The sequence below is a fragment of the Geomicrobium sp. JCM 19037 genome, from assembly GCF_000698105.1.
Taxonomy (GTDB): domain Bacteria; phylum Bacillota; class Bacilli; order Bacillales; family Marinococcaceae; genus Geomicrobium_A.
The window spans coordinates 12774-29557 of record NZ_BAWZ01000003.1 but is presented as its reverse complement, the minus strand read 5'-3'; the positions used below and the strand labels follow the sequence as shown (position 1 = coordinate 29557).

Here is a 16784-nt window from a genome sequence, read left to right as displayed (position 1 = left end):
GTTACTGAACGTCAATCACGTAAGGAAAAGCAATGACTCCTGCATCTTCAAACTTAAATTCTGCCCACAATTTGTACTTGCCTGGTTGATCAAAGTGAGCTTCAAAAACCGTCTCATCATCAGCAACAGGATGGACATGAATAAATTGTTCACCAGCCTCGTCGATGACGACGACGTGGCCGAGGGCACCGAGGTACGGCTCAAGCGTGTCCTGTTCTTCTGAGTTAAACGTTAGCGTAGTGACGTCACCTGACTGTAGACCATCGATTTCTAGCTCGACTTCTTTCCCGTCAACACTTTTCACAAGATCTGCATCTGGGGTTAAGTTTGCTTCACTCGTCATCACATCGCCGACTTGAACGTCGATCGGTTCTGGTTTGTAGCCCAAGTGTTCAGGAGAAATATCAACAAAGATTCGGTACGTTCCAGGAGCGAACGAATGGTCCACTTTGTATACGCCATCTTCCACACGCTCCGGATGCAGATGGTGGTACGTTGCTAAGTCGTTTGAAACAGCGATCATATGCATTTCCTTCTCATGATGAACCGCTAATGCCGGAGCGTTTCCATCCGCGTCTTGCACCGTTACCGTAATTTGTTGATCGTTTTGATCCACAATGACTTCAACTTCTGACTCGGTAGACCCATGATGATTGTGATGAGCATGTTCATTCATATCATTTTCCTCCTCAATTTCAGCGGCTTGTGCTTCATGTGCTTCATGTTCCCCATGATCTCCACCGTCAATGACCGAATTTCCGGTAATAACCGCATAACCGACAACGACAATGGTCAAGTAAACGAGTCCACTGATAACCCACGTTTTGATTTTCATGATGAACGTTTCACTCCTTTAAACGACATGCGCTGTAAACGAAGTGCGTTCCCGACAACACTTACGGAACTAAAGGCCATTGCCGCTCCTGCGACCCAAGGCGCAAGTAAGCCTGCTGCTGCAACGGGTATCCCGACAGAGTTATAGAAAAACGCGAAGAACAAGTTTTGCTTAATGTTGCGCATCGTCTTGTTACTAATCACAAAACTGTCGGCCACACTGTGAAGGTCCCCGCGCATTAATGTCACGTCAGACGCTTCAATGGCAATGTCGGTTCCTGTACCAATCGCCATACCGATATCAGCAACCGCAAGTGCAGGTGCATCGTTAATGCCATCCCCGACCATCGCGACATACTTATCTTTTGCTTGTAGCTTTTCAATTTCTTTCGCTTTTTGTTCAGGAACGACTTCTGCGATCACACGATCGATGCCTACTTGTTTCCCAATCGCTTGTGCAGTACGTTCATTGTCTCCCGTTAGCATAATGACTTCCAGACCGAGGTCTTGCATCCGTTCGATCGCATCAACTGACGTTTCTTTGATCGTATCTGCGACAGCAATGACACCAGCGAGTTCATCATCAACGGCAATTAACATCGCGGTTTTGCCGTCGGATTCAAACTGTTCCATTTCTGCTTGGAAGAACTGTAGATCGACGCTTTGTTCACGCATAAGCTTTCTCGTTCCGACCAACACTTGCTTGCCTTGAACCGTTGCGCTAATTCCAGCACCAGGCAATGCTTCAAACGTATCAGGATTGTCAAACGAAATGTTACGTGCTGCAATCCCTCTAACAATGGCCGATGCAACGGATGTTCTGAACTTTTCTCAGCTGAGGCGACCATTTGTAAAATATCGGCTTCGTTAAACCCGTCGGCAACGCGAACATCTGTCAGTTCAGGTTCGCCTTTTGTAATCGTTCCTGTTTTATCTAGAACAACCGTTGTTACTGACCTTGTATTCTCAAGGTGTTCGCCACCTTTAAAGAGTACACCCATTTCCGCCGCTCGGCCTGAACCAGCCATAATTGACGTTGGTGTCGCTAAGCCAAGTGCACACGGACAAGCAATCACGAGAATCGTAATTAACGGCACGAGTGCTGAACGAACGTCACCTGGTTCAATTAAGAAATACCATGTTAAGAATGAACCGATGGCAATGAGGACAACAATCGGGACAAATACACCAGATACACGGTCAGCAACGCGTTGAATGTCAGCTTTACTGCCTTGTGCATCTTCAACAACCTTAACGATTTGTGCGAGCGCCGTATCTTTGCCGACACGTGTCGCTTCAAACGTTAAACTTCCGTTTTTATTCACCGTTGAACCGATCACCGAGTCACCTGTGTTCTTATCTACAGGAATACTCTCACCGGTAATCATCGACTCATCAACGGCTGAGCTTCCAGCTTGGATCGTACCATCTACCGGAATCTTTTCTCCTGGCCGAACGATCACACGATCACCGACAACAACGTCTTCAACAGCCACTTCAACTTCCTCGCCATCGCGTACGACGATGGCTGTTTTTGCTTGCATATTTAGCAGTTTCTCAATTGCTTTTCCTGTACGGCCTTTCGCACGTACTTCAAACAATTTCCCTAGGATAACGAGGGTAATAATGACCGCCGCTGCCTCGAAGTACAGCTCTGGCATTCCTTGTTGCCCACCGACATGCCATTCATACCCAAGGAAAATACTATAAAAGAATGCGGTTGTCGTACCGAGCGCGATGAGTACGTCCATGTTCGCACTTTTTCCTTTTAACGCTTTGTAGGCACCTTCGTAAAACTGGGCACCCGCGATAAACTGAACGGGAGCGGCGAGCGCGAGTTGCACCCAAGGGTTCATAAACATCTCTGGCATATAAAGGAACGAAGTAAATTCAAAATGCGTCACCATCGTCCAAAGGAGCGGTAAAGTTAGTATTGCTGCAAAAATAAACTTCCCGGTTTGGTGGCGAATTTCTTTCTCTTTCGCATCAATGGTTTCTTCTTTCGATTGTTGTTCGTGCAAGGAATAACCAATCTTCTCAACAGATTCAACAAGCCCTTGCTTGTTGACAACCCCTTCATTGTAGTCAACGGTGACGTTCTCAAGCGCAAAATTGACGCTCGCCTTGTTTACTCCGTCTGTTCTAGATAATTTCTTTTCAATCCGGCTTGCACATGCCGCACACGTCATACCCGAAATATCAAACGTGATGGACTCATGCTGCACGTGATACCCGAGCTTTTCTATTTTATCTTCAAACGCTTTAACATCGACTAGTTCAGAATCATACGTGACATTGGCTTTTTCGACTGCAAAGTTTACATGTGCGTCGTCTACCCCGTCCATACGTTGTAAACCTTTTTCAATTCGATTCGCACATGCCGCACACGTCATGCCTTGTATCGGCAATGATATGTCTTGCTTCGCCATCGCATTTCCTCCTAACTGCTCACAGTCAGCGAGCTTCTTCAATGATTGCTACAGTCATTATAATACAATACCCCAGTAGGGTATGTCAAACATTAATAATTGTTCACGCACCCACTTACATGTGCATGCTTTACTTGCGGATTGCAGTGACACCGTAACTCCTCTTTTTCGCTAACTTCCTTCTCTGGTTTAATCCATCGGTCGGTTTCCACGCGATACCAAAGAACAATGGCTCGTATGACAATATCAAGTCCAATGGCAACCCATACACCTGCAATCCCCCAGCTTAATTGAACCGCTAACACATAGACGGCGACCGTTCGAACGACCCACATACCTATTGTCGTTAAATACATCGGGAATTTTGTGTTGCGCGCTCCTTGATAAGCGCCTGTTAACGTAAGCACAATCGCTAGAAATGGTTGAAAGAACGCTGCAATCATTAATGCTGTGCCAATTTCTTTTATAACAACAGGATCATCGGTAAATAGCTGACCAATGGTTCCACCAAAAATGAAGAGCAAGGCACCCATCCCAACCATAAATACAGCTGAAATGATAGCAATTAACTTCGCGTATTGCTTCGCTTGTTCATACCGATGGGCACCGACGAGTCGACCGACTAAAATTGTTGCCGCTGCGGCAAAGCCATAGGCGATCATATAAGAAAATGTCTCGATGTTCCCAGCAATTTGATGTGCTGAGAACGTCGTTGTACCTAATGCGACAATAAATCCAAAGTAAACGACTTGCCCAATCCGCATCGCCAACTGCTCACCTGCGGCTGGGGCTCCTAGTGAAAGTAACGCTTTTTGATCTTTACCATTAAAGCGAAATTGGCTTCGCGTAAACGATAGACTTGAATTTCTTTTCATATAATAGAGTAACATAGCTGTTCCAACTATCCGTGATAAAACGCCTGCAAGTGCTGCACCAACAATACCTAGTGGTGGTATAAATAAAAATCCAAAAATCAATACATAATCCAAAAACATATTTACGATGTTGGCACCAATCACTGCCTTCATCGGTGCTCTCGTATCTCCTGTCCCTCGCAAGATGCTACTAAATACGAACATAAGTGCCATAAGAATTGAAGGGACCGCAAGAATCTGGAAGTAGACCGTCGCAATTTCAAGTACTTGCGGGGTGACACCGAGTACTTGGATCATTTGCTCTGCAAACAGCAATGTAGCCATTCCTAGCAATACCCCAACAATGGTTGCTTGAATGATGCCTTGTTGTGCGATGCAGATGCTCGTTTTTGGTTACCGTCCCCGATCGCATTGGCCATAAGGACGTTTACTCCTACACCGATCGCCATAAATATCGCAAAATAGATGGCAAGAATTGCATTTGTTACTCCGACTGCGGTTACTTCTTCTAAGCCAATTTGGGCCACAAATAACGTATCAACAAACCCGAGTAACATTTGAAAGAAATTCTCGATCACTGCAGGCATCGCGATAATGAGAATGATCTTTATTTTCTCTGTCGTTATTAATCCTTCTTCGAGTACGCGATCAGCCGTGTTCATTCGCTTCATCCTCTCTGTTGACAATTAATGCCAATATACCCCCCTATAGTATACAACAGTAACATTTCCCAATCGGAGTAAAAACAAAACGTGCACATGTGTAAAACGCACACGTTTTGTTAAATAGCCATTTCCCCGTAAAAACAGCAACGTTGTCCCTTATTATGAACGTGCGTCCTCGTCATCATACTTTCTGAAGTTCTTTCCTGAAAGAACCACGTTAGAAGCGTTATCAACCATTTAGAAGTACAAAAGATTGCATCTAACTGTCTGCTCGGTGTGTGAATTCTTAGTTGTTTTCTGAATTGATATTTACATGTGCCCACACAAAAATCCGCATGTTTACCCATGCGGATTTTTTTATTTAATTTTGACGTTATGCAGTTTCATCCACTCGTTCATTTGCCAAATATACGCGAGCAATTGAGGGCCGGTCATTAATTGTCCGAAAAACGGCGTATCTACTTTTTTTGCCCGTGTTCTTACGAGCTCAGTGAGAACCGTGCGATCTAGAAATTCATGAACAGGAGCATCGCGATCTTCGAGCATCTGTTCACAAAGCGCGGCTACCATTTCCGTATACTTCGGATGATGGGTTTTGGGATACGGACTTTTCTTTCGATAAAGGACATCGTTAGGAAGCACGCCTTCTAACGCTTTTCTTAGCAGTCCTTTTTCCCGGTCTTGGTACCGCTTCATCTCCCACGGGATATTCCAAACGTATTCGACGAGTCGATGATCGGCAAATGGAACCCGTACTTCAAGGCTTGCCGCCATACTCATCCGATCTTTTCGGTCTAGCAGTGTCGTCATAAACCAGATCATATTCAAGTAAAACATTTCTCTTCGTTGCCGGTCTTCCCCGGTTTCACCATCTAGGTGCGGGGTCTCAGCAATGGTTTTGTCGTACCTAGCTTTGGCGTATTCCTCTAATGGAAGTTTCTTTTTCCACTTTTCATTCAATAAGCCTTTACGCAATTCAAGTGATGACATCCACGGAAATAGAGGTCGGGACAATAACTCTTTTTTGTAAAACCATGGGTAGCCACCAAAAATCTCATCCGCACACTCTCCAGAAAGTGCGACTGTTGCTTGCTTTTTAATCTCTTTACTAAACCATAACAACGAACTGTCTACGTCTGCCATACCTGGAAGGTCTCGAGCCACTACAGCATCTTTCAGATGGTCTTTTAACTGATCAATCGTAATAATCTTGCGATGATGAACCGTCCCGAAAGCATCTGTCATTTTCTCGATATACGATTGATCATCATCCGGTTGAAATGCATTGCTTTTAAAATGAAGGTCATTGTCTTCATAATCAATGGAGAATGTATGGAGTGGCGCCTCTGCTGTTCGAGTATTCGCCGCAAATGCGGTAAGTGCACTCGAATCTAATCCCCCGGACAAAAATGAAGCGACGGCACATCAGAGACGAGCTGCCGTTCGACCGTATCCTTGAGTAAATCGTGTATCGCTCCCGCGGTCTCTTCTGCATTTGCCTGATGAACTTCACTTTTTACTTGCCAATACCTCTGAACATTAAAACCATTTCGATCAAACGAAAGGTAATGGGCAGGACGAAGCTCTTCTAGCCCATCAAATACACCAAAACCTGGCGTTCTTGACGGGGACAAGCTCATTACTTCCGTCAAACCTGTTTCGGTTAGGCTAGCCTCAACATCGGCATGCGCCAAAATCGCTTTTATTTCTGACCCAAAAATCATTCCTGAAGATGTTCTTTTATAAAATAACGGCTTCACACCGAGACGATCTCTTGCAATAAAGAGTCGTTCGCCATCCCAAACCGCAAATGCAAAAATGCCGTTTAGCCGCTCTAAACACGCTTCCCCCCATGCCAAATACGCATGAAGCAACACTTCTGTATCGGAATGTGTCGTGAACGTTCTCCCTAACTGTGTCAATGCTTTTCTAACTTCATCTGTGTTGTACAATTCACCGTTATACACGATGGTACCCGTACGATTTTCGTGTGTTCTCGTCATCGGTTGCGACCCACCACTCGGGTCAATTACGGCAAGCCTTGTATGCCCAAGCAAAAGATGTTGATCGGTCCAAATGTTTGAAGCATCAGGACTCGGTGTGCCAACACATTCGTCATCGTTTCAATTTGCTCGACTTGTGCGCGCAAATCTTTTTTCCAATCTAACCAACCCGCAATACCGCACATCGTCATCCTCCCTTTCAACGGTTGTGCGAAGATCGCTCTTCACCCAGTCACTTCTCTACACTATGCAAACACACTAGAAATCGTCATTCTCACACACAAATTGCGAGGATGAGTCAGGCGGTTTTTTCAAGCGATGGCACAGGTCAGGAGCGGGCGACTCATTTTACAAAAAAACCGAAAGCGGCATCAAAAAACTGATGCCCGCTTTCGTCGTTTAATTCCCATACTTATTAAGAATCCGGTTCACTGCCGGTACATACATTTCACCAAACATCATCACATGAACGAGCAAGAAATATAGTTGATACACATCTATCGCTGAAGCGCTTGGGGCACCGATGGCCTCTTTGTATAAACCCCACCCGTCTTCAGGGAATCCGCCGAACAATTGAATCATCGCCACATCGTAGGCGGATCACCGTAAAAAGAACACGGGTCAATGAGGTATGGCAACCCTTCTCCATCATACACCCAATTACCTGACCATAAATCTCCGTGCAACAATCTAGGCGATGCGGGTTCTTCAATCAGATCAGATAACCGATCGCTTAAGCGATTCAACTGTATGATTTGTTTTTCACTAAGCTTATTCGCTCGCATGAGCAGCTGCTTTTGCACGAGTATCCGCTTTTCCCGGAAAAAACAAATCCACGAATCGTACGTGCCATTCGGTTGCTCAACTCGACCGATGTAATGATCTTCTTTCAAACCAAAATCGTTTGCTTCGTGAAGGTGCATCTTGACTAGCTCACTGGCAAACGCCTCGGACTGAAGCGTCGCTTGCCCCCCATCCACCCACGCGGTAAGAAGAAACTCCTCGCTTTCGTCGATAATCGGAGGCACTCGAACACCCGCTTCATCTAATCTACGTAAACTATTGGCTTCTTTTGCTAACGCGTCAGTGGGACCGCTATGCTGTTGTTTTAAGCAGTAAAAGTGACCAAATTGATCGGTAAGCTTTGAAACGGTCTGCCAGTCGTTTTTACTCACACGTTCGATTGTACAACCCATTCAAATCCGTTCATTACGATACGAGCCAGCGATTTCGAACATCCGCCAACAGATTCTCACAACTCTCAGAAATGAGCGCATACACTTCCTCAAAATCCCCAGTAAAATAGGGATCAGGCACATTTTTATCTCTTTGCTCGGGTAAATAATCGAGCAATAGAGAGATCTCGACGTCATCTTCAACTTTCCGCATGTTTTGTAAATCTGAAAAGTTTTGCTCATCCATCGCAATGACAAGGTCATATTTCTTTAAATCATCTCTCGTTACTTGCCTCGCGATCAAGTCATCGTGTGCGATCTGCTTTTGTTTTAGAAGCCCAAGTGTTCCGTCATGAGCAGGCTTTCCAATGTGCCAATGACCTGTACCTGCAGAATCAATATCGACTTCATTTAAAAGACCAGCCTCGCTTACTTGACTCCGAAAAATTGCTTCTGCCATTGGCGAACGGCAAATGTTGCCTAGACAAACAAACAACACAGCTACCATAGAAAAAACTCCTTTATTTAACCGTATAAATTAACTAATAACCCTTCAATCTGTCCCACTTGTTGCAAAATATGCAAGTGTGGTCGTTCAGCTTCCAATATGTCTCTCGACAAGTCGAGCAACTTTTGATCTACTTCTTGAACGAGCAGGTATGTCTTCGATTGCCCGCGACGATTAAATCCCGATTGCTGCTTCGCATCTAACCCTTCATCAACGACTTCTTTTACAAACCCTTTGACTAACGCCTTATACGCCTGAAGTTCTTTTAACGTTCTGTTTTCAGCAAGGCGAATGCCTTGTTCTTTTATTTTGGAAAATGATTCATTCAAACGCGCGACGTACTGATCCATCTTCTCTTTAGCGAGTATGTTTTGAAAACCATTTGATGAGTTCGCCCGTGCCGCACGAGTTGTATGGCGTGCTGGAATGGTTAGACTTGCCTTCGTGCCCACTCGTTCAATGTCCATGACAGAAACTCCTTTACTTCTTGGCATCCTCTCTTTACTATATCGGTCATTCGTGTTCAAAATCAACAGTAAAGAAATTGGACTTGTTCCAAACGTAATTAGGCTTTACAATGGAAGTAATGAATTTAGTGGAGGGATCGAGATGCCTCGCAAACGTATCTTTCAAAAGGTCATCATTTATACGATGATTTTTGTACTCGTTGTCGGCACATTCTTTGCCGGAGCAGCTTCATTTATGTAAGGATAATGTTCATACGAAGAGGCATGAAATGTTCCCATTTCATGCCTCTTCGTTTTGTTTATTCATATAAGAGATTCAACTCCCCAGCAATCATGTCAATTGACTTGTGCTGTTCAGCGCCTACCCACACTCGTGTTCCGACAGGGGCTTGGTCAAATAAACGAATGACATCATCGTTACGTAAACGAATACAACCATTAGAAACATACTCGGATATTTTTTCTGGTTCGTTCGTTCCATGAATGCCGTACATTCTCCCATCCGTTCCTTTAGCGTCAAATCCTAGCCAGCGACTGCCGAGCGGGTTATCCTTTGATCCACCTTCAATGTCGAGCTTTCGGTAATACGGATCTTTCGCTTTAACAATGAGCGTAAATTCACCTTCAGGCGTCAAATCCTTCGTGCGTCCAGTAGCTGCAGGAAACACGTCTTGTACGTTCCCGTCATTGATCCAACCGACTTCATTACTCGCCTTGTTTACAATAATGTATGGGTCGCCTCGTTCAGGGGGCACGTCCATCGGCCATAAAGAAGACAACAATACTGTAATGATCAGTAAAATGTTCACGAATGTATGGCACCTCCTATGAAGACACGCCTTTTCTTTTCAGCTTCTTCTTTTTCTTGATCATATGCGTTCGATTCTCATCGGGTTTAAACATCTGCTTAATCGTCAAATACGCTTCCATCTCATGAATGATGTAGAAAAGCGATGCGCGTGTCATAAACTCAACATGATCTTTCGGTAATTGATGTTCTGAAAAGGTATGTCTAAGCATATCCAATTCTTCTAAAAAATGCCCAGCCGTATTACCTGGATTCACTGCATCACTTAATCGTCTTAAAAATGACGCCATCTGTTTCCCTTCTGACGTTGTATCCAATGTCGAGATAAATGGCAGAATGCGTTCGAGGATGGCAAACTGCTTTTCTCTCATATCAAAGTAATGATAAAAATAGTCATCGTGACGCAAAAAATGATTATCAATTGCACGAAGTGCCTTCGCTTTACCGTTCTTAATTAAATCCCCTGCAGCAGTCAGTTCTTTTCCATCCCAATCATCATCTTTGTTATATAGATATTTGGAATACTCTTTTAGTATCCGTTCAAAATATTCCTCTAACTGAATCTGATCCTCATAAATATCATCATCTAAACTAGGCATATACAAATTCATAATAAGACCGACGGTAATCCCAATGACGATTAGCAAAAATTCATTCCAAAGAATTGTGAATGATACTGTACCTACCGTGTAGATATGGAGCAAGATGACAATGCTCGTTATAATGCCGTCAATGGCTTTCAACTTAAGGAGTGCGGGGATGAACAAGACGATGAGTACGGCCAAAGATAGCGGATGATAGCCAAGCACCTCAAAGATTACTACGGCAAAGAACAAGCCTGTCATCGACGCTACAAATAGTTCCCAAGCTTTCCGTAACGACCCTTTTTTCGTACCGCGAATGCAAAGTACAGTTATAATTGCTGCAGCAGCGAAAAAGTCTAAGTTTAGCCACTGTGCAATAAAAATTGCTACCGCTGCACCGATGGCTGTTTTTAACGTGCGATACCCAAAAAACACTTGTTCCCGTTGCACAAGCTTCACGCTTTTGCAACAGTCCCCCCCATCTTCAACCCTCGTTATTTATGATGCATCTAGGTCCGTGTTGCTATTCAAGAAAGAATTTCATTAAAAAAGCACGTCAGTAGACTTACCGAAAGGAGAGCAACAGCTGTACATCCTCAAAAGCTCATATCTATTGAGGAAGCTGAAGCGTTCACCGATGGAAAGCATTTGCTGATCGTGCTTCTAATTTATTATATGTATGGGTACTCGCCCACTTAAGGTACTGATTGGCGCGCTACCAGGATTCGAACCTGGAATACGAGAACCGGAATCTCGCGTGATATCCCTTTCACCATAGGCGCATGAAACAGACAACTTATATTATATTGGAATATAAGAACGTCTGTCAATCATATTCTAGGAATCTTTCGGATTTTCTTCGCGCTCTTCTAACATTTCATGAAAACGCTCATTAATCTGCTCATCATTGTACCCTAAAGCAGTGAGACGTTTTGTAATGTTTTGCGCCCAAAGCTTCATACGCTCGTTCATTCGCTTGTATTTCTTTACTTCTGGGCCTTTACGAATCTCTTTCGCACGGTTGGAAGAGTTGGATGCAATGCTTTCCACAACGAGTAGGCCTTTCCACAAGTTCTCCTCTTCCAAGTCTTGTCCTTCTGCTTGTAAATAGTCTGTCACTTTCTTGTAGTACGCTTGAAATTCTTTAAAGTCAATTTCTTCTTCCATGTTTAAGTAATCTTGTACTCGTTCATACAGTTCATTCATCATTCTTTAATTCGACTCCTCTATCTACATCATGAAAGCCGCTAAGAAGCGGCTCAGGTTGTTATTAACAATGGTCGTCAAAAGCTTTTTCAAGTTTTTGAACAACTTCAATAGGCTCATGTCCTTCAATTTCGTGACGCTCAACCATCATTTTAATTTCTCCATCTTTCACAAGTGCAAAGGATGGTGAAGATGGTCCAAACCCTTTGAAGTAAGAACGCGCATGATCTGTTGCTTCGCGGTCTTGTCCTGCAAATACGGTTGCAAAACGGTCAGGTTTTGTTTCATAATTTCTCATGTACGCCGCTGCTGGACGTGCAATCCCACCTGCACAACCACATACTGAGTTTACCATAACTAGTGTTGTTCCTTCTTGCGAAAGTGTTTTATCAACATCTTCTACGGATCGTAAATGATCGTAGCCAGCTTCAGACATTTCTTCACGTGCAGCGTTGACTACATCGTTCATAAAATATTGAAATTCCACGTTGATGCCCCCTTTAATCAATCTTTATACATTGTAACGAGTTCGAGGGAAAAACTCAAATCTCTTGCTCAATTTAATCTTGCGAAAATGACTCTAGTTCGTGTTTAACATCTTGTAAAAATCGGCCTGCAGCTAAGCCGTCGAGAACTCGATGGTCAATGGATAAACATAAGTTCACCATTGAGCGAATGGCGATGCTGTCATCTTTTTGTACGATCGCTCGTTTGACAATTGATTCTACTGACAAAATCGCAGCCTGTGGGTGATTAATAATCGGTATAGATTGAATCGACCCAAAAGAGCCGGTGTTGTTAATCGTAAACGTACCCCCAGCCATATCAGTGTTGCTTAATGTATTGCTTCTCGTCTTATCGGCGAGTTCATGCAACTTTCGCGCAAACCCATTCACGTTTAACTCATCTGCATGATGGACAACCGGCACGAATAATGCATCATCAGTGGCAATGGCGACAGAAAGATTGATCTCCTTTTTGTAGACGATCGCATCCTTATCCCACGTTGCATTGAGTACAGGGTGTCTTTTTAATGCTTGGGCAACGGTTTCCATAAAGAATGGCATGTACGTTAAAGAATAGCCTCTTTTTCTTTCCAAGACCCTTTAATGCGCTCTCGGTAACGAACGAGGTTCGTCACATCGACTTCAACCATCGTCCAAGCATGAGGGATTTCTTGAACACTTTGCGTCATGCGATTGGCAATTGCTTTACGCACCCCACTGACTGGCACGCGCTCGTCACCTGCACGTAAAGACTGGGACTCTTGGCGCTGTTCGCTCACATCAGATGGTGGTGATTTTGCTTCTTGTTTTTGCGGTGCGCTCCGAGTTGCGCTCCCTTTTACATATGCTTCTACATCTTTACGCGTAATCCGTCCGCCTCTACCCGTCCCAGTAAGTTGCTGCAAATCGATGCCATGTTCCCCTGCGAGGGCAAGAACAGCGGGAGAATAACGAGTTTTCATGGATGAATCCCCAGATTGCTCTTTCGTGCTCGGTGCTTCTTTAGGCTCTCTGTTCTCACGTTCTTGCTCACGTTCTGATCCTTCTTCATCATTTGTTTCAATATAAGCAATCAGATCGCCAACAGCAACTGTTGTGTCTTCTTTCACGACGAGCTCTTTAATGGTCCCACTAAAAGAAGATGGGACTTCCGCGTTCACTTTGTCCGTCGTCACTTCAGCGAGCGGGTCATACTTATTCACTTGATCGCCAACTTCAACGAGCCAACGATCGATTGTCCCTTCAGTTACACTTTCGCCCAGTTGCGGCATCGTAATTTCCTTCGCCATCCGAACCCCTCCTAAAACTCAGCAAGTTCTTGAATTGCTGATTGGATTTTGTCTTTTGTAACAAGAAATTGTTTCTCAAGCGGTGACGCATAAGGCATTGCAGGAACATCTGGCGCTGCAAGTCGTTCCACAGGGCGTCGAGGTCAAATAAACACTCTTCAGCAATAATAGCTGCTACCTCACTCATCACGCTTCCCTCTTTATTATCATCAGTGACGAGAAGGACTTTACCTGTTTTCTTAGCTGCTTCAACAATGGCATCTCGGTCCATCGGATACACGGTTCTAAGATCAAGGATATGTGTGCTTATTCCTGTTTCTTCTAACTCCTTCGCCGCTTGTTCGGCAAAATGGACGCTCAGTCCGTACGTAATAACCGTCACGTCTTCTCCTTCTTGTTTGATGGCAGCTTTGCCGATGGGCAGTGTGTAATCCTCTTCTGGTACTTCACCTTTTAAAAGGCGGTACGCACGTTTATGCTCAAAAAACAGAACCGGGTCTTCATCTCGAATGGCGGCTTTTAATAGTCCTTTTGCGTCATACGGGCTTGACGGAATGACGATTTTAAGACCCGGAATACTATTAAACATCGCTTCCATCGATTGAGAGTGATACAACGCCCCGTGGACCCCTCCGCCGTATGGCGCTCTTACAGTTAATGGCACGTGAAAGTCGTTGTTTGACCGATAGCGAATCTTCGCAGCTTCTGAAACGATTTGATTGACAGCCGGCAACATGAAGTCAGCAAACTGCATTTCAGCAACTGGCTCATCCCGTACATCGCAGCCCCAATTCCGACACCGGCAATTGCTGATTCTGATAAAGGTGTATCAAGTACACGGTCGCCAAACTGTTCGTATAACCCTTCAGTTGCAAGGAATACGCCACCACGCTTGCCGACATCTTCACCGAGAATGAAAACCTTTTCATCTCGCTCCATCTCTTCTTTGAGTGCAAGATTAATTGCTCCGAGGTAGTTCATCATCGCCATAAGAAAATCCTCCTCTATTGATCATACACATGCAGCATCGCAGATTCTGCATCAGCATACGCCGCTTGCTCTGCGTGATCTGTAGCCTCATCAATTTCTGATTGAATCTGTTTATGGATGGTTTCTTCTTGTTCGTCGGTAAGCAACTTCGCATCTTTCAAGTATTTCGTGAATGTCACAATCGAATCTTTTTCTTTTGCAGCTTTCACTTCTTCTGCTTCTCGATACGTGAGCTCGTTATCATCGCTAGAATGGGCAGTCAATCGATACGATACGGCTTCGATCAACGTTGGCCCTTCTCCTTTTCTTCCGCGTTCCACTGCCCGGCTTACAGCTTCATAAACCGCTAATGGATCGTTTCCATCGACGGATACACCATCCATCCCATACCCTGCGGCACGATCGGCAATGCTCTCACAAGCGAGTTGACGATCAGCTGGGGTTGAGATTGCATATTTATTATTTTCACAAAAGAAGATGACGGGTAAATCGTGTACACCTGCAAAATTCGCTGCTTCATGAAAGTCTCCTTGGTTTGAAGAGCCCTCCCCAAATGAAGTGAGGCAAACAAAATCTTTTCCTTCCATCTTGCCAGCTAGTGCATAACCTACCGCATGAGGCACTTGGGTTGTCACCGGTGATGATCCGGTCACTATGCGAAGCGCTTTGCTACCATAATGCCCAGGCATCTGACGTCCACCTGAGCTAATGTCTTCAGCTTTTGCAAAGTTGGCCATCAAGATGTTTTCGGTCGTCATACCAAAGTGCATGACCATCGCCATATCTCGGTAATATGGAAGCAAATAATCTTTTTTGCCATCAAGTGCCATTGCGGCTCCTACTTGCATCCCTTCATGCCCTTGGCAAGAAATGACAAATGGGATTTTGCCCGCACGATTTAATAGCCATAATCGCTCATCTACTTTCCTTGCTCGAATCATAGATTCGTACATATACAAAACGTCATTATCAGATAATCCTAACTGTGCATGCTTGGATGTGGACATGTAAATGCCTCCTTTTAGAAATGAATCGCTCTCGAATCAATGGCGAGTGCAGCTTCTTTCATGACTTCAGAAGATGTTGGATGCGGATGAATCGTCTCGGCAATTTCAACGCCAGCTGCATCGACAAACAACGCTAAAGCCGCTTCGCTAATGAGCTCAGTCGCATGAGAACCGATGATGTGAACACCTAATAAATCGTTGTTGTTCTGATCCACAATCACTTTACAAAAACCTTCAGCATCCCCATTTATGAGCGCTTTTCCAATTGCTTTAAAAGGGACTTTTTCAGTCACAATCTCATACCCTTTATCTTTCGCCTCTGTTTCTGTAAAACCAATGGCTGCGGCTTCCGGTGCACTATATATACAGCGTGGAACATAAAAACTGTTCAACGGCGCAGGATCTAGGTTAAACATATGCTCAACCGCTGTCACGCCTTCATTGGACGCGGCATGCGCTAGCTCAGGGCCTAAAACGATATCCCCAATCGCATAAATATGATCTTCTGCGGTTTGACCGAACGCATTCACTTTAATTTTTCCTTGTTCACTTACGATGTCTGTGTTTTGTAGACCAATGTCTTGAATATTGCTCTCTCTGCCGACAGAAACAAGCAGGCTCTCCGCTTCATAGTCACTTCCATCATCAGCTTGGACACCCATCTTGCTGTCTTTTTCCGCGTATGTAGACACATCGATGGAAGTTCCAGTCACGATGTTGACACCTCTTGCCTTTAATCGCTTTGTCATTTCTTGTGCAACATCTTCATCTTCGGTCATGAGAATCCGTGGGGCAGCCTCAATGATGGTCACATCCACGCCAAAGTCGACTAGCATTGACGCCCACTCTGTTCCAATCACACCCCCACCTACGATGACGACAGAAGCAGGTAACGCTTCTAATTCAAGCGCTTCATCTGACGTCATGATGAGAGGAGAGTTGGCGTTTAATCCTGGTAGATGACGCGGTTTAGAACCTGTCGCTAAGATGAGATTCTTTGGCACAAGGATGGCATTTTCTTGGTCCCCAGACAATTCAACAGAAATACTACCAGCGCTTGGTGAGAAAATTGACGGACCGAGCATACGACCGTATCCTTCATAAAGATCGATGTTGTTCTTTTTCAAGAGGTGAAGCACCCCTTTTTGTAACTGGTCAACAATACCGTTCTTTCGTTTTTGCACTTCTGGAAAATTAAGCGTAATCCCACTCGCTTCCACACCAAACGTTGCTGCCTCTTTCATTTGTCGGTATACGCCTGCGCTTTTTAGGAGTGCTTTACTCGGAATACACCCCCGGTTTAAGCACGTACCTCCAACCGTACCCGCTTCTACGATTGCGACCTTTTTCCCTAACTGCGCGGCGCGAATGGCGGCAACATATCCACCCGTTCCAGCTCCAAGTACGACAAGATCATATTCTACAGTCATAAGAATCC

The 16784-nt window shown here is 44.6% G+C and carries 14 protein-coding genes, 1 tRNA gene and 4 pseudogenes; 1 reads left to right on the top strand and 18 read right to left on the bottom strand.

The annotated features are described in order from the left end of the window. Position 1: 1 nt before the first annotated feature. From JCM19037_RS02360 to JCM19037_RS02325, 8 genes and pseudogenes are all read right to left on the bottom strand, one after another. Complete coding sequence (locus JCM19037_RS02360) at positions 2–835, bottom strand: hypothetical protein (protein ID WP_052363466.1); 834 nt, start codon at positions 833–835, stop codon at positions 2–4. Further along, a pseudogene (locus tag JCM19037_RS02355) lies at positions 832–3263 on the bottom strand (heavy metal translocating P-type ATPase). Before JCM19037_RS02355 ends, JCM19037_RS02360 begins: the two are co-directional and overlap by 4 nt. A 92-nt stretch (positions 3264–3355) precedes the next feature. Beyond that, positions 3356–4695: pseudogene (locus JCM19037_RS02350) on the bottom strand (MATE family efflux transporter). A 465-nt stretch (positions 4696–5160) separates the two neighbouring features. Further along, positions 5161–6991, bottom strand: a pseudogene (gene asnB / locus JCM19037_RS02345) (asparagine synthase (glutamine-hydrolyzing)). 214 nt (positions 6992–7205) lie between these two features. Further along, complete coding sequence (locus tag JCM19037_RS28115; protein WP_152548903.1) at positions 7206–7388, bottom strand: fructosamine kinase family protein; 183 nt, start codon at positions 7386–7388, stop codon at positions 7206–7208. Further along, on the bottom strand, positions 7385–8002 hold the full coding sequence (locus JCM19037_RS02335) for a fructosamine kinase family protein (protein WP_042397483.1): 618 nt from the start codon (positions 8000–8002) through the stop codon (positions 7385–7387). Before JCM19037_RS02335 ends, JCM19037_RS28115 begins: the two co-directional genes overlap by 4 nt. A 13-nt stretch (positions 8003–8015) precedes the next feature. Continuing rightward, on the bottom strand, positions 8016–8489 hold the full coding sequence (locus JCM19037_RS02330) for a low molecular weight protein-tyrosine-phosphatase (RefSeq protein WP_042397481.1): 474 nt from the start codon (positions 8487–8489) through the stop codon (positions 8016–8018). A 17-nt stretch (positions 8490–8506) separates the two neighbouring features. Continuing rightward, positions 8507–8956, bottom strand: coding sequence for a YaaR family protein (locus JCM19037_RS02325; protein ID WP_042397477.1), 450 nt, complete (start codon positions 8954–8956; stop codon positions 8507–8509). Positions 8957–9098: 142 nt separating this feature from the next. On the opposite strand from JCM19037_RS02325, the gene prli42 reads away from it, so the two are divergent. Beyond that, complete coding sequence (gene prli42, locus JCM19037_RS25460) at positions 9099–9197, top strand: stressosome-associated protein Prli42 (protein WP_193744223.1); 99 nt, start codon at positions 9099–9101, stop codon at positions 9195–9197. A gap of 58 nt (positions 9198–9255) precedes the next feature. On the opposite strand, the gene JCM19037_RS02315 is transcribed toward prli42, so the two are convergent. The 10 genes and pseudogenes from JCM19037_RS02315 to lpdA all read right to left on the bottom strand — a co-directional run bounded on the left by JCM19037_RS02315 (position 9256) and on the right by lpdA (position 16776). Continuing rightward, a complete protein-coding gene (locus tag JCM19037_RS02315) occupies positions 9256–9717 on the bottom strand; it encodes a L,D-transpeptidase (RefSeq protein WP_081829009.1) in 462 nt (153 codons plus the stop codon). Positions 9718–9781: 64 nt separating this feature from the next. Next, positions 9782–10807, bottom strand: coding sequence for an aromatic acid exporter family protein (locus JCM19037_RS02310; protein ID WP_238544502.1), 1026 nt, complete (start codon positions 10805–10807; stop codon positions 9782–9784). A gap of 249 nt (positions 10808–11056) precedes the next feature. Beyond that, a tRNA-Arg gene (locus JCM19037_RS02305) sits at positions 11057–11130 on the bottom strand. A 55-nt stretch (positions 11131–11185) separates the two neighbouring features. Next, positions 11186–11557, bottom strand: a complete 372-nt coding sequence (locus JCM19037_RS02300; protein WP_307189704.1) for a hypothetical protein — start codon at positions 11555–11557, stop codon at positions 11186–11188. Positions 11558–11618: 61 nt separating this feature from the next. Beyond that, positions 11619–12023 carry a BrxA/BrxB family bacilliredoxin gene (locus JCM19037_RS02295; protein ID WP_042397772.1) on the bottom strand — a complete coding sequence of 135 codons (405 nt, stop codon included), beginning with the start codon at positions 12021–12023 and terminating at the stop codon, positions 11619–11621. Between the two features lie 91 nt (positions 12024–12114). Beyond that, a pseudogene (locus tag JCM19037_RS02290) lies at positions 12115–13349 on the bottom strand (dihydrolipoamide acetyltransferase family protein). Further along, complete coding sequence (locus JCM19037_RS28110) at positions 13303–14103, bottom strand: alpha-ketoacid dehydrogenase subunit beta (RefSeq protein WP_255357833.1); 801 nt, start codon at positions 14101–14103, stop codon at positions 13303–13305. The pseudogene JCM19037_RS02290 and the gene JCM19037_RS28110 overlap by 47 nt, the downstream one beginning before the upstream one ends. Next, entirely contained in the window at positions 14004–14339 is a 336-nt protein-coding gene (locus JCM19037_RS26520; protein WP_255357832.1) for a hypothetical protein, read from the bottom strand. Before JCM19037_RS26520 ends, JCM19037_RS28110 begins: the two co-directional genes overlap by 100 nt. A 14-nt stretch (positions 14340–14353) precedes the next feature. Beyond that, positions 14354–15346, bottom strand: coding sequence for a thiamine pyrophosphate-dependent dehydrogenase E1 component subunit alpha (locus tag JCM19037_RS02280; RefSeq protein WP_042397469.1), 993 nt, complete (start codon positions 15344–15346; stop codon positions 14354–14356). A gap of 14 nt (positions 15347–15360) precedes the next feature. Beyond that, the gene (gene lpdA / locus JCM19037_RS02275; protein ID WP_042397467.1) at positions 15361–16776 is read right to left on the bottom strand and encodes a dihydrolipoyl dehydrogenase; all 1416 of its coding nucleotides are present in this window, start codon (positions 16774–16776) and stop codon (positions 15361–15363) included. Between the last annotated feature and the right edge of the window lie 8 nt (positions 16777–16784).

What these genes read in the sequence shown, in the direction of transcription:
- JCM19037_RS26520 (WP_255357832.1), bottom strand. Translation starts at nt 14,339, where the DNA reads ATGGCGATGATGAACTACCTCGGAGCAATTAATCTTGCACTCAAAGAA.
- JCM19037_RS28110 (WP_255357833.1), bottom strand. Translation starts at nt 14,103, where the DNA reads ATGCAGTTTGCTGACTTCATGTTGCCGGCTGTCAATCAAATCGTTTCA.
- JCM19037_RS02360 (WP_052363466.1), bottom strand. Translation starts at nt 835, where the DNA reads ATGAAAATCAAAACGTGGGTTATCAGTGGACTCGTTTACTTGACCATT.
- JCM19037_RS02335 (WP_042397483.1), bottom strand. Translation starts at nt 8,002, where the DNA reads ATGGGTTGTACAATCGAACGTGTGAGTAAAAACGACTGGCAGACCGTT.
- prli42 (WP_193744223.1), top strand. Translation starts at nt 9,099, where the DNA reads ATGCCTCGCAAACGTATCTTTCAAAAGGTCATCATTTATACGATGATT.
- JCM19037_RS28115 (WP_152548903.1), bottom strand. Translation starts at nt 7,388, where the DNA reads ATGATTCAATTGTTCGGCGGATTCCCTGAAGACGGGTGGGGTTTATAC.
- JCM19037_RS02325 (WP_042397477.1), bottom strand. Translation starts at nt 8,956, where the DNA reads ATGGACATTGAACGAGTGGGCACGAAGGCAAGTCTAACCATTCCAGCA.
- JCM19037_RS02295 (WP_042397772.1), bottom strand. Translation starts at nt 12,023, where the DNA reads ATGAACGATGTAGTCAACGCTGCACGTGAAGAAATGTCTGAAGCTGGC.
- JCM19037_RS02315 (WP_081829009.1), bottom strand. Translation starts at nt 9,717, where the DNA reads ATGGACGTGCCCCCTGAACGAGGCGACCCATACATTATTGTAAACAAG.
- JCM19037_RS02300 (WP_307189704.1), bottom strand. Translation starts at nt 11,557, where the DNA reads ATGATGAATGAACTGTATGAACGAGTACAAGATTACTTAAACATGGAA.
- JCM19037_RS02280 (WP_042397469.1), bottom strand. Translation starts at nt 15,346, where the DNA reads ATGTCCACATCCAAGCATGCACAGTTAGGATTATCTGATAATGACGTT.
- lpdA (WP_042397467.1), bottom strand. Translation starts at nt 16,776, where the DNA reads ATGACTGTAGAATATGATCTTGTCGTACTTGGAGCTGGAACGGGTGGA.
- JCM19037_RS02330 (WP_042397481.1), bottom strand. Translation starts at nt 8,489, where the DNA reads ATGGTAGCTGTGTTGTTTGTTTGTCTAGGCAACATTTGCCGTTCGCCA.